General features: G+C 69.8%; 13 protein-coding genes and 1 pseudogene. 9 read left to right on the forward strand and 5 right to left on the reverse strand.

Annotated features, from left to right (window positions below; translation table 11 throughout):
• Positions 1-77 precede the first annotated feature (77 nt).
• The 3 genes and pseudogenes from ACIBVN_RS01490 to ACIBVN_RS01500 form a co-directional block, all read right to left on the reverse strand.
• Complete coding sequence (locus ACIBVN_RS01490) at positions 78-1001, reverse strand: substrate-binding domain-containing protein (RefSeq protein ID WP_397131437.1); 924 nt, start codon at positions 999-1001, stop codon at positions 78-80.
• 163 nt (positions 1002-1164) lie between these two features.
• Positions 1165-1461: pseudogene (locus ACIBVN_RS01495) on the reverse strand (amidase family protein); the annotation flags it as partial.
• A gap of 139 nt (positions 1462-1600) precedes the next feature.
• Positions 1601-2254, reverse strand: coding sequence for a fasciclin domain-containing protein (locus ACIBVN_RS01500; RefSeq protein ID WP_397131439.1), 654 nt, complete (start codon positions 2252-2254; stop codon positions 1601-1603).
• 261 nt (positions 2255-2515) lie between these two features.
• Here ACIBVN_RS01500 and ACIBVN_RS01505 point away from each other — a divergent pair, with 261 nt between their 5' ends.
• Positions 2516-3121, forward strand: coding sequence for a TetR/AcrR family transcriptional regulator (locus ACIBVN_RS01505; RefSeq protein ID WP_397131441.1), 606 nt, complete (start codon positions 2516-2518; stop codon positions 3119-3121).
• A gap of 228 nt (positions 3122-3349) precedes the next feature.
• Here the strand turns inward: ACIBVN_RS01505 and ACIBVN_RS01510 are convergent, their stop codons facing one another.
• A complete protein-coding gene (locus ACIBVN_RS01510) occupies positions 3350-3724 on the reverse strand; it encodes a peptidase inhibitor family I36 protein (RefSeq protein WP_397131443.1) in 375 nt (124 codons plus the stop codon).
• Positions 3725-3867: 143 nt separating this feature from the next.
• On the reverse strand, positions 3868-4281 hold the full coding sequence (locus ACIBVN_RS01515; protein WP_397131650.1) for a hypothetical protein: 414 nt from the start codon (positions 4279-4281) through the stop codon (positions 3868-3870).
• Here ACIBVN_RS01515 and ACIBVN_RS01520 point away from each other — a divergent pair.
• The 8 genes from ACIBVN_RS01520 to ACIBVN_RS01555 all read left to right on the forward strand — a co-directional run bounded on the left by ACIBVN_RS01520 (position 4162) and on the right by ACIBVN_RS01555 (position 12336).
• Positions 4162-5070 carry an NAD-dependent epimerase/dehydratase family protein gene (locus ACIBVN_RS01520; protein WP_397131646.1) on the forward strand — a complete coding sequence of 303 codons (909 nt, stop codon included), beginning with the start codon at positions 4162-4164 and terminating at the stop codon, positions 5068-5070. The genes ACIBVN_RS01515 and ACIBVN_RS01520 overlap by 120 nt on opposite strands.
• A gap of 103 nt (positions 5071-5173) precedes the next feature.
• Positions 5174-5536: a YybH family protein gene (locus ACIBVN_RS01525; protein WP_397131445.1), complete on the forward strand. Its 363-nt coding sequence runs from the start codon at positions 5174-5176 to the stop codon at positions 5534-5536.
• 45 nt (positions 5537-5581) lie between these two features.
• A complete protein-coding gene (locus tag ACIBVN_RS01530) occupies positions 5582-6874 on the forward strand; it encodes a phenylacetate--CoA ligase family protein (RefSeq protein ID WP_397131447.1) in 1293 nt (430 codons plus the stop codon).
• Positions 6875-6962: 88 nt separating this feature from the next.
• Positions 6963-7958: a glycosyltransferase family 2 protein gene (locus ACIBVN_RS01535; RefSeq protein WP_397131449.1), complete on the forward strand. Its 996-nt coding sequence runs from the start codon at positions 6963-6965 to the stop codon at positions 7956-7958.
• On the forward strand, positions 7955-9163 hold the full coding sequence (locus tag ACIBVN_RS01540; RefSeq protein ID WP_397131451.1) for an ATP-grasp domain-containing protein: 1209 nt from the start codon (positions 7955-7957) through the stop codon (positions 9161-9163). The genes ACIBVN_RS01535 and ACIBVN_RS01540 overlap by 4 nt, the downstream gene beginning before the upstream one ends.
• On the forward strand, positions 9160-9840 hold the full coding sequence (locus tag ACIBVN_RS01545; protein ID WP_397131453.1) for a hypothetical protein: 681 nt from the start codon (positions 9160-9162) through the stop codon (positions 9838-9840). The genes ACIBVN_RS01540 and ACIBVN_RS01545 overlap by 4 nt, the downstream gene beginning before the upstream one ends.
• Before the next feature lie 10 nt (positions 9841-9850).
• A complete protein-coding gene (locus ACIBVN_RS01550) occupies positions 9851-11116 on the forward strand; it encodes a phenylacetate--CoA ligase family protein (RefSeq protein ID WP_397131455.1) in 1266 nt (421 codons plus the stop codon).
• Positions 11113-12336, forward strand: a complete 1224-nt coding sequence (locus ACIBVN_RS01555) for a hypothetical protein (protein WP_397131457.1) — start codon at positions 11113-11115, stop codon at positions 12334-12336. The genes ACIBVN_RS01550 and ACIBVN_RS01555 overlap by 4 nt, the downstream gene beginning before the upstream one ends.
• Positions 12337-12361 lie beyond the last annotated feature (25 nt).

The following is a 12361-nucleotide window of genomic DNA, read 5'->3' on the forward strand; positions in this document are numbered from 1 at the left end:
GAGTATAGACAACGTTTTCCGGCGCCCGTCGACGGCAACCGGATCGGGCCGGCCCCCGTCGCGCGCGCCCGAAATTTTTAGAAAGTCCAGAACTCCCGGGCGTTCTCCTTGGTCGCCACTTTGACGGGAATTGCCACAGATTTCGCGATGATCTGCCCCCTCGCCGCCTTGATGGCGCCGTCCACCGCCTGCCAGCCGAGCAGCCTCGGCTGCTGGGCGACCGTGGCGGCCAGCGTGCCCGCCTGCACCGCCTTGATGCCTTCCGGCGTGCCGTCGAAGCCCACCACCTTGACCTGACGCGCCTTCGGCCCCAGTGCCTGGACCGCGCCCAGCGCCATCTCGTCGTTCTCCGCGAACACCCCTGTGATGTCGGGATGACGCTGGATCAGCTGCGTCATGGCCTGCACGCCCTTGGCCCTGTGGAAGTCGGCCCGCTGCTTGGCGACGACCTTGATGTCCGGGTACGCGGCGATGCCTTCGTAGAAGCCCCGGCTGCGGTCGCGGGCGGCGGAGGTGCCGGCCGTTCCCTCGAGCACGACCACCTCGCCCTTCCCGCCGAGCTGCTTGGCCAGCTCCTGGGCGCCCAGCTTGCCTCCGGCCACGTTGTCGGAGGTCAGGGTCTGGGCCACCTCGGCGCCGTTGACCGAGCGGTCGGCCGCGATCACGGGGATGTTGAGCTGGGCAGCGGCCTTGACCGCCGGTCCGAGCGTCTCGGAGCGGACCGGGTTGATGATGATCGCCTTCATCTTCTGGCCGGTGAAGCTCTGGACCTGGGCCGCCTGCTTGGTGGCGTCGTTGTTCGCGTCGGTGACGGTCAGCTTGACCCCGAAGTTCTGCGCAGCCGCCTCCGCGCCGTCGCGGAACTGGACGAAGTAGGGGTTGTCCAGCGTCGAAACGGTCATTCCGATATTGAGGTCTCCCGAGGGCTCACTGCCGGCGGACGAACCGCAGGCGGCGAGGCCGAACGCGGCACCGACTATGAGGGTCGCGAGAATTCGCATGATCTTTTCTCTTTGGTTTCGTTGCCCTGCGCCGCAGGGTTCGACGAGGGCCGCGGTCGCGCCGATCTCGTAGCCGGCCGCCTGGTGCTCCGGCAAGGCAGACGGGTGGCCGGTGCGATCCGACCCGCCGCGAAACCGCTGGACAGAGTGTATGTGATGAGCTTCACGCCTGCCGAACGCGACGCCGCCGCGGCGCCGCCGACGTCCAGTCCGTGGCGCGCTCGTACGCGCGGGCCGCACGCAGCACGAGCGCGTCGGCGTGACGGGGGCCGACGATCTGCAGGCCGATGGGTAGGCCGGCGGAGGTGAAGCCGCAGGGCACGCCGGCGGCGGGCTGCTGGGTCATGTTGAAGGGATAGGTGTACGGCGTCCAGCCGGTCCAGTCCGCCGAAGGCCGGTCCTGCGGCGTGTCCCTGCCCTAGGGGAACGCGATGATCGGCAGGGTCGGTGTGAGCAGAAGGCGGCCTCGATGGCGTCGAGGGCGGCGCCCGGACGGTAAGAAACGGGCACTGCGGGGGAGCGGTCTCGGCGGGGGTTCGGGAGGAGAGCACGGTCGCCTGGCGATCGTGCCCTCCGCCCGGGTCAGGACCCCGTGGCCCTCACTGGGGCATCAGGACCTTGTCGACGACGTAGACGACGGCGTTGCTCGTGTGCACGTCGCCACAGACGATCTTGGCGCCGTTGATCGTGAGGTCCTCGCCGGAACCCTTCACGGTCAGCTCGGCGCCCTGCATGGTCTTGAGCGTGGCACCCGCCAGGTCGGCCGGCGCCTTCTTGCCCTCGACCACGTGGTAGTTGATGGCCTTGGCCAGTTGGTCCTTGTCGGCCATGAGCTTGTCCCGGGCCTCCTTCGGGATCGCGTCGAACGCCTTGTTCTCCGGTGCGAAGATCGTGATGTCCTTGGCGGAGTTCAGCTTCTCCTCCAGACCGGCCTGCTTCACCGCTTCCGACAGCGTGGAGAGCTCGGAGACCTCGGAGAGGGCAGTGCCGGCCGGCTTGTCCGCGATGCCGGCCAGGTTGCTCTCCATCGCGGCGCAGCCGGGCCCGAACGGGCTGGCGGTGGCGCCCGGCGTCGTCTCATCCGGTGACGGTGAGACCTCGGGCATGGTCTCCTCCGGCGCCGGCGAGGTTTCCGGCATGGTCGCCTCCGGTGACGGTGACGTCTCCGGCGTGGGCGTAAGGACGGAAGCGTGGGCGGTGCCGGCGGTGCTGGCGGTCAGCGCCAGCGCCGCCGCGAGAAGCACTCGTTTCACTGTGATCCCCCCGATTTCGGTGAGCCGCGGCGGGCGAACCCGCTGCGGCGCGAATCGGCCCCGGGCTCGCGCCTGGGTCCTTCTCCAGTTTGGGCGGCCGTCGAGAACACAGGAGTTACATTTCGCCTAAGACGGCACAAAAGCCATATGTCACAACTTTGCGCGCCAAGTCGTGTCACAGGTGGCAAAACGCGTCGCGGGCCTGGTGCATGTACTTGTCGACATGAATAATGGAATTACGGTAATAATAGGATTATGAGAATGACCAGGGCCGAGACCAAGGAGCGCAACCGGCGTGCCCTGCTCGACGCGGCCCGCCGGATCGTCGCCAGAGACGGCTACCGCGCCAGGCTGGAGGAGATCGCCGAGGAGGCCGAGCTGACCACCGGCGCGGTCTACTCGCTGTTCGGCAGCAAGAACGGCCTGCTGATCGCGCTGGTCACCGACTACCTCGGCCCGCATTACGAAAGCGCGGAGGCCATTCCGGCAAGCCTGGACGTGCTCGAGACGGTCGACGCCTTCGCCCGCCACTACCGCGGCCTGTGTGAGGATCCCGACGCGCTGCGGCACCTGTCGTTCGAGATCAGTCTGCAGGACCTGGCGCTGCGCGACCCGGAGCTGCGGCCCAGGCTCGCCGCATCCGTACGGGCGCACGAGGAACGCCTGGCCGTGCTCCTCGCCGGCAGGTCCCACGACGCGGCGCCCCTTACCCTGCGCCAGGCGCGACGCCTGGCCACGGCGCTCAGAGGGCTTCTTGTCGGCCTCAGCCAGGGAGCCATCCTCGGCCTGACCGACGCCGCCTCCGGCGATTACTTCGCCGCCGCCGCCCGCGCCCTGGTCACCCCCGAAGTGCTCGGCCCGCCCTGACCTTCAGCCGCTCGAGTGCCACAGCGCCTCGATGACGCCGGCCGGGTGGGCGTGCACGGCGGCCTCCGATGGTGTACGCGGCGGTCGCCGGCCGCTGCCCCACGCGGGGCCGGGCCACCGCCCTCGGCTGGACGGCGATCATGATCGGCTCATCGGTGAAGGCGAGCGCGCCGGGACGGGCTCTGTCCGCGCTGCGACCGCCCAGAGCCCGTCGGCTGACTCGGCGTCCTAGCAGGTGGGCGCCACGGCGTCGATCTTGCCGCCGAAGTCGTTCTTGTACACCCTGCGGTAGTCGCCGTCACGGACCACGCGCGTCTCCTTGCGGTCGGGGACGTGGATCCAGTTGATGAAGCAGCCGTTGGCGTGGGCGATGAAGGACCCTACGTTGTCGTGCAGCGCCGGTGGCACGTCCACGTAGCCGTTCCCCGGGTTCCAGCACCACGACGCGCCGGTGTAGTCCCGCCCGCTCCACAGGCAGATGTCCCCGGCCGCCGGGGCGGCGGGCTCGGGCGCGGCCGTGGCCGGGGCGGCGCAAGCCACGATGGTGAGTGCGATGGCGCCGGTGACGGTTGCGATCCGCATGCCGTGTGTCGTCGACCTCATTGCTGTTTTCTCCTCGGGTCCGTGCTGCTCGGAGAGCTGCCTGAGCAGCTCGCATCACACCATGTAACAGATCGAACACGGTGCGCTTCTGTCTTGCGGATACAAGATCCCGGCCCCGTGGCTGGAAAGAACTGGCGATCGCGTCACAGCCTGGAGGCGTGCGTGATGGCGGCGTGGCGGGAAATGTTGTCCGAATATGGCAACAAAACGGGATTGACGGTGGCGACGCGGCCGTCATAATCTTCCCGTGGATCGAAGCCGATCTTTCTGAGGGACCTCACAAGGGCCCGCTCAAAAGATGTGACGCGGGGGCGCAACATGCCTTTTTTGGCTGCCATAAAATGCGGGAAAGATAGTGAGAATCCCTTATAAGACGGCCTGTCGTGGCCATTACCGGCGGCGCCGGTTTTCTCGGTTCTCATCTTTGTGAGCGATTTCTGGCCGAGGGCTACCGCATTTTCTGCGTCGACAACTTCCTCACCGGAGCGGTCGCCAACGTCGAGCATCTCATGGCCGACGACCGCTTCCGGCTGATCCGCGCCGACGTGTCCCAGCACCTGGTCCTCCCGGACGCCGTGGACGCCGTGCTGCACTTCGCCTCGCCCGCCTCGCCCACCGACTACCTCCGCCTGCCCATCGACACGCTCCGGGTCGGCTCCAGCGGCACCTTCAACGCCCTCGAGCTGGCCAAGGAGAAGGGCGCCCGGTTCGTCCTCGCCTCCACGTCGGAGACCTACGGCGACCCGCTGGTCCACCCGCAGCCGGAGACCTACTGGGGCAACGTGAACCCGGTGGGCCCGCGCGGCGTCTACGACGAGGCCAAGCGCTTCGCCGAGGCCATGACCATGGCCTTCCGGCGTGCCTGCGGCGTCGACACCGCGATCCTGCGGATCTTCAACACGTTCGGTCCCCGGATGCGGCCGTTCGACGGCCGCGCGATCCCGACGTTCATCAGGCAGGCGCTGCTCGGCGAGCCGATCACGGTGTCCGGCGACGGCAGCCAGACCCGGTCGATCTGCTACGTGGACGACCTGGTCGAGGGCGTCTTCCGGGTCTTCAACTCGGACCTGGTCGGACCGGTCAACCTGGGCAACCCGCATGAGATCTCCATGCTCGCCCTGGCCGAGTGGATCAAGGAGCTCACCGGCTCGGCATCGGAGATCACGTTCGTGCCGCGGCCGCAGGACGATCCGAAGATCCGCCGTCCTGACATCACGCTCGCGAAGACCCGGCTGGGCTGGGTGCCCAAGACGCCCATCGAGGACGGGCTGCGGCAGACCATCTCCTGGTTTCAGGAGCGTCCCCAGCTCTGGACCGCCGGCAATTTGATCCGCACGGCCTCCTAGGACGAAGCACATGAGCACGACCGCCGGGGGCGGCCGCACCGACTTGCCCAGACACGACCGCTCCCACGTGGCGACCGTCCGACATCTCGAGAGGCAAACGACCGTGGAGTTCTCACAGGCGCTCGACGCGCATCTCACGGCAATCGAGGCACGCGACCTGGAGGGATATCTGGCCACCGTCCACCAGGACGCCTCGCTGATCCTGCCGAACGGGACGCTCCTGCGCGGCAGGGAGGCGATCGCCGAGTTCCACGCCGCCTGGTTCGCCGATCCCGACTGGTCGCTGCGAGCCGAGACCGTGCGGGTGGAGACAGGGGGCGAGTCCGCCTTCGCCCTGCTGTCGGTCGTGTACGACGACCTGGACCCGGAGGGCAAGCCGTACCAGAAGCTCTACTACCTGACCCTCTACTTCACCCGGGCCGACGGGCGGTGGCTGCTCGTCCACGACCAGAACACCTTCTGCTGAGATGGCCGGATCGGACCGGCCGGCCGGCCGCGGGGCGGTGGCCTCGTGAGGAAGTCCACGTTCAGCCTCGTGCCGGTCGCCTACCACCTGGCCGGCATCCGCCGCAGGGAACGCCTCGGCCACGACGAGCAGCGGCGCCTGCAGGCCCAGCGCCTGCGCGCCCTCGTACGGCACGCCTACGCCAACGTCCCCTACTACCGGCGCACGTTCGCCGAGGCCCGGGTCGAGGGACTGCGCAGCGCGTCAGACCTGGCCGGCTTCCCGGTGCTGGACCGCATGGACCTGCACGACAACGGGGCCGACCTGCTCGCCGACGGGTTCACCGAGGCCAACACCCGTGCCGCCACGACCAGCGGCTCCTCCGGCATCCCTATCACCATCCGCAACTCGGAACGCGACCTGGGCTACCTGCGCGCCACGTATCTGCAGGACATGCTCTCCAGCGGGCTGCGCCCCTCCGACCGGATCGCCTATTTCCGGGTCAGCCAGTTCCTGCGCCACCCGCTCGAGCGCTTCGGCGTGCTGCGCAACTTCCACATCCCGACCGACCGGTCGCTGGATGAGCAGGTGGCCGCGTTCCTGACGGCCAGGCCCACGTTCCTGGTCGGGTTCCCCAACGTCATCGCCAGCGTGGTGGACGAGCTGAAGCGGCGCGGCATCGCCCACGAGGGCGTCAGGACCGTGCTGTTCGGCGGCGAGCGGCTCACCCCGGCCGCCCGCGCGCACATCCTCGACTACTTCGGCGCGGCCCACCAGGAGGTGTACGCCTGCGTCGAGACGTTCACCATCGCCCGGGCCTGCCCGCGGGGGAGCCTGCACCTGCGCACCTCCGACCTGGTCGTCGAGGTCGAGCACGAGGACGGCACCGTCTCGGTCGAGGACGGCCGGGGCGAGATCCTGCTCACCAGGCTGCGCGGCCAGGCCATGCCGCTGATCCGCTACCGGCTCGGCGACCGGGTGCACATCACGCCCAGCGACTGCCCCTGCGGAGTGGCCCGCACGCCCATCGTGCGCGAGGTGCTGGGCCGCAGCGAGGACCGCATCGCCGCCGCCGACGGCCGGCGCTACTACGGCGACTTCCTCACCTACGCGGTCCAGTCCTTCCCCGAGGTGACCCGGATGCAGCTGATCCAGCACCGGCCAGGGGCGATCGAGGTGGTGATCGTGCCGACGGCGGACGCCCGCCACGACCTCGCGGCCGACATCGAGCAGGCGCTCCGCCGCCAGGCGCCCGGCCTGGACCCCACCGTACGGACGGCAACCCAGATAGCCCCAGAAGCGAACGGAAAAATCAAGATCGTAAAGGTACACGAAGATCACGCGCTTTCCGGTGATTAATCCGCAACCCAGAAAAGGGCCCGTGTCGCATGTCGCTGAAGAAAACGGCCGACCAGCGCTTATCCATCAGACGGGGGCGCATGTGGGTATGAAGGACATCCGTATGCCGCCTCCCGGCATCACCGCGATCATCCCGTGCTACAACGAGATCGCCTGCGTCGAGCGCGCGTACCAGGAGATCCAGGCGGAGCTGAGCAAGTACGAGGACGTCGAGCTGCTGTTCATCGACGACGGCAGCACCGACGGCACGCTGGAGGCGATCAAGGGCTTCGCCGCCGCCGACCCCCGGGTGAAGTACATCTCCTTCGCCAGGAACTTCGGCCTGGAGGCGGCCTTCTCCGCCGGGTTCAAGTACGCCTCCAAGGCCTGGACGGTGCAGTTCGACGCGGACCTGCAGTCGCCCCCGCACGAGATGCACCGGCTCGTGGCCAAGGCGATGGAGGGCTACGACGTGGTCTTCGCCGTGCGCGAGAACCGCCAGGACGCCTGGTACCGCAGGCTCGGCACCTGGGCGCACCAGATGATCGCCCAGCGCTGGCTCGGCATCGAGCTGCCCCAGGGCGCGTCGGTGTTCCGGATCGTCCGGACCAGCGTGGCGCGCAAGGTGGTGGACAGCAAGCTGTCCACGCCGTACTTCATCGCCACCGCCCCGCTGCTCGGCGCCCGCTACACCACGCTGCCCACCACGCACCAGCCGCGGGTGGACGGCACCGGCAAGTGGAATCTGCGCAAGCTGTTCACGCACGCCACCGAGCTGTTCGTCGGGTTCTCGTTCCGGCCGCTGACCTGGCTCATCGGTCTGACCACCGCGGCGGTGGCCGGGGGGATCGTGATCGCGGCGCTGGCGCTGGCCGGGCACGTCGGCCCGATCGTGGTCGACCTGGCGGCCCTGGGCACCGCGCTGGTCACGCTCGTGCTGCTGGCCGTGGTCGCCCGCTATCTCGTACGGGTGATGCGCGTGCAGGCGATCGGCGTGCCGCGCTACCAGATCCGCGAGGCCAACATCCCGATCCGGGCGGACGAGGCCCTGTACGGCCACGAGACCCCTTATGTCGTCGCCGAAGTCTGGGAGAACGTCAGTTGAGAAACCTCATCGTGCTCGGCGGAGGCGAGGACCAGATCCCCGCCTACCGGGAGGGGCGCAGGCTCGGCTACCGGGTGATCGGCGTGGACCAGCGCCCCGACGCGCTCGGCGCCGCGGAGGCCGACCAGTTCCTCTGCATGACCAGCAGGGACCCGGAGGGCATCGCCCGCGCCCTGGGCCCGATCGACGTCGCCGCCGTCATCTCCCCGGCCAGTGACGCGGCCCAGGAGTCGGTGGCCGAGCTGCGCCGGATCTACCGCACCCCGCACCAGACCGCGCCCGACGCCCTGCGGTGCACGGTGGACAAGGGCTTCTTCCGGCAGGTCATCGACCGGCTCGGGCTGCCCGCGTACCGCTACGTGCAGGACGACGACATCGAGAAGCTGATCGGCGCGGCGGCCGGCCTCGGCTACCCGCTGATCGTCAAGCCGGCCGACTCGTCGGGCAGCAAGGGCATCACCGTGCTGACCGGCCCGGCCGACCTGCCGGGCGCGATCGAGTACGCCCGCAAGCACTCCTTCTCCCGCCAGGTGATCCTGGAGGAGCTGATCGAGGGCAGCCACGGCGCGGTGGAGTCGTTCTTCGCCGACGGGCGGCTGGCGTTCATGGCCGTCACCGACCGCGTCATCACCGGGTCGCCGGCGATGATCAGCCTGGCCCACGTGGTGCCCGCCGACCTCGACCCGTCCGTGTACGCGCGGCTGAGCGAGGCGGTCAGCGCCATCTGCGCCGAGGTCGGGCACCGGCACGGCCCGGTCAACTTCGACTTCGTGCTGACGCCCGGCGGCGACCTGTGCTTCATCGAGATGGGCGCCAGGCTGGGCGGCAACGGCATGCCGCTGATGGTGCGGCACGCCTTCGGCCTGAACACGGTCGAGGCGGCCATCCGGCTGGCCCTGGGCGAGCCGCTGACCATCGACGTCACCCACCGGCGCATCGCCGCGCTGCGCATCCTGGCCGCCGAGGCCGACGGCGTGCTCACCGCCATCGACGGGCTCGCCGAGCTCAGGCGGATGCCCGAGGTGGTGGACGTGCAGGTGTTCAAGTCGCCCGGCGACCACGTACGCGCCTACACGCAGGCCGGGCACAAGCTCGGCTACCTGGTCCTGGTCGCCGACACGCGGGAGTTGCTGGAAGACGCCCTGGACCGCGCCCTGCGCACTCTCCGATTCGAGATCGAGCCCGATGTGAAAGGTTCCCCATGATCCCCCGTAAGCCGCTCGGCTTCCTGATATTCGCGGCGCTGGCGGCCGCCTCCGCGGCGTTCGTCTGGTTCGGACTGCCCCACGACCGGGAGGTGAAGTCGCTGGGCATCTTCCTGGTGAAGCTGCTGCCGTTCGTCTTCGCCACCGAGGCCGTGGCCAGGCTGGACGTGGAGTGGGCCAAGCGGATCAGGCTCGCGGTCTGGTCGGTGCCGGTCGCGTTCCTGGTGTACTTCCTCTACTTCGTGCCGAAGATCTTCTTCTTCGGCGGGGTGGCGGCCGGCACCCGCGAGGCGTTCTACGGCCTGTACTACCACGTGCTCACGGTGACGCCGTTCCTCATCATGGGCATGACGCTGGCCTTCCGGCTGGGCGGCGGCTCGGCGGCGCTGGTGCGCAGGCTCTCGTACGGCATGCTGCTGCTGATGTTGTCGGGCCTGGAGGACCTCGCCTTCCTCACGGTCAACGACCACACCGACCCGGCGTGGGCCACCATCCCCGAGGTGTGGGACTGGGCCTCGCACATGACCGTGTTCCTCGGGCACCCGCCCACCAAGTACGAGGCGTACGCGTTCATCGCGGTCCACGTGGTGCTGGCGCTGGCGGTGTTCTTCAGCCCGCAGCGCTGGTGGGACTCGCTCAGGCTGCGGTTCGTCCGGACCCGGACCGAGAGCGCGTAGAGCGGTGCTCGTGCGCGAGGCGGCGTACGTCCCGCTCACCATCGCGCGGCAGTACGGCAGCGTGGCGGCCTTGCGCCGCCGCCAGCTCCGCGGGCTCAACCGGGTGCTGGAGCTGGCCCGCACCCGGGTGCCGTACTACCGCGACGACCCGCGCTACGCGCGGGGGCCGCTGCGCGGCCTGGCGGAGCTGGCCGAGCTGCCGGTGCTGGACAAGCAGGTGCTGCGCGAGCAGCCGCTGGAGCGCATGCTCGCCGACGGCGTGGACCCGGAGCGGTGCCTGTCGTTCCAGACCAGCGGCAGCACCGGCCGGCGGGTCAGGATCCTGCACGACCAGGACAGCCACGACTACCACATGGCCGCGTGCGTGCGCAGGTTCCTGGCCACCGGCCGCTACCTGCCCACCGACCGGCTCAGCCACATCCGGCCGTTCGCGCCGCCGGCCCGCATGTTCGAGCGGTTCGGCCTGTTCAGACGGCACGTGCTCCTCTCGCACCGGCCCATGGCGGAGATCAAGGCGGAGCTGCTGGCCAACCGCCCCAAGGTGCTGATCGGCTACCCCGTCCACCTGCGGGCGCTGCTGCGGGCGCTCACCCCGGACGAGCTGGCGCGGCTGCGGCGGACGCTGCGGATCGTGATGACCGAGTCGGAGCTGCTGCTGCCCGAGCACCGCGCCATGTTCGCCACGCAGTTCGCGGCGACGGTCTTCGACGAGTACTCGGCCTTCGAGGTGCTCAACGTGGCCTACGACTGCCGTCACGGCCGCGCCCACCTGGGCGAGGACCGCGTCTACTGCGAGGTCGTGGACGAGCGCGGCAAGCCGGTGCCGGACGGCGAGCCCGGCCGGGTGGTGGTCACCGCGTTCCTGGAGCGGGCGATGCCGCTGCTGCGCTACAGCCTGGGCGACATCGGCCTCATCGAGCCGGGACGCTGCCCCTGCGGCCGCCGCTTCCGCGTCCTGCGCCTGACCACGGGACGCAGCAACGACTACGTCACGCTGCCCTCGGGCGAGCGGCTCTACCCGGACGCGTTCCTGCACCTGGCGGCCACCCACCCCGGCATCAGCGAGTGCTTCGTCCACCAGGAGGCGGGCGGGCTGGTGCGCCTCCACGTCGTGCCGAGCGGCGAGGAAGAGGCCGAGCGGGTGTTCGCGACAGTGCGCGAGAAGCTGTTCGGGCTGGCCGGAGGGGAGTTCCCGCTGGAGGTGGTGCGGGCGGAGTCCGTGCTCGTCACACCGGGCGGTAAGGGCCGGTTCGTCACCTCCGACTACGTCGCATGAAACGCCCCGGGGCGGCCACCGTGCGGCGGCTGGCGGCGCTGATGGGCGGGCGGGCGGTGTTCCGCGGGACGCTGCTGCTGGCCAACGTGGCGCTGCTGGCGGCCTGGGGCTCGCCGGAGTACGCGGGGTACGCGCAGGCCATGGGCGGCGCCGCCGTCCTGGCCGTGATCGCCACGACCGGGATCGAGAAGTGCGCGCTCAAGCTGATCCCCCGGCTGCGGTACACCGTGCCCGCGTTGATCGGCGTCTTCGTGGCGCTCGCCGGGGTCCTGCTCGTGGTGGCGCTCGCCGTCCTGGGCGGCATGCTGGCGCTCGGGCGCAACGGGCCGTGGCCGCTGGCCGCGCTCGCCGGGCTGAGCCAGATCGGCGTGGGGCTCAACCAGGTGCTCGTCGGCCTGACCAGGGCCATCGGCAAACCCGCGCGCGACGTGGCCAACCACCTCGTGCTCTCGGCGGCACTGGCCGGCTACACGGGGGCGGCGCTGGCGCTGGGGATCAGCCCGGGCACGTTCCTGACGCTGTACGCCGGCACGGTGGCCGTGCTCAACCTGGCGTTGCTGGCCGGGCTGCGGCCCGACTTCCGCGGGCTGCGCCGCGGCGCGCTAAAGAAGGCCGCCGTCGGGACGTCGCTGCGGATGGCCGTGCCCGACCTGGCCGGCGGGATGGCCATCAGCCTGATGTTCCTGGCCCTGTCCGTGGCCGGCGCGCAGGCCGAGAGCACCGGCCTCTACATGGCGTCCACCGCCTCCTCGACCCTGCTCAACGCCTTCTCCTACCTGCTGCGCATCCTGCAGCCCGACGTGTCCAGGGCGCTGCACCAGCGGGATCTGACCGCGGCCTACAAGCGGCTGTCGCGCTGGCTGGGCCTGCTGATGCTGATCGGCACGCCGTACGTGCTGGCCGTGCTGGTGCTGGCGCTGACCGTGCTGCAGCCGCGCGGGGACGTGGGGGTCGTGATCCTCTACATCGCCTGTGTCCCGGTCATCTTCGCCGTCGGCAGCGCCAACTACGTGATGGAGAACGCCAGCCGCCAGGCGCTGCACGCGACCGCGGTCGGGGCGGCACTGTCGCTGGCCGTGATCGGGGCGCTGGCCTTCGTCGTCGTGCCGTGGGCGGGTGCGCTCGGCGCGGTGGTCCTGATCGCGTTCGGCGAGCTCGTCCACGCGGCGGCGATCCTCCACTGGCTGCGACCGCGGTCCCGTCAACTCATGGGCGTGTGAGCACGCGCGCCATCAGCGGAAAGGA

It is taken from the genome of Nonomuraea sp. NPDC049400 (genome assembly GCF_044466425.1).
Classification (GTDB): domain Bacteria; phylum Actinomycetota; class Actinomycetes; order Streptosporangiales; family Streptosporangiaceae; genus Nonomuraea.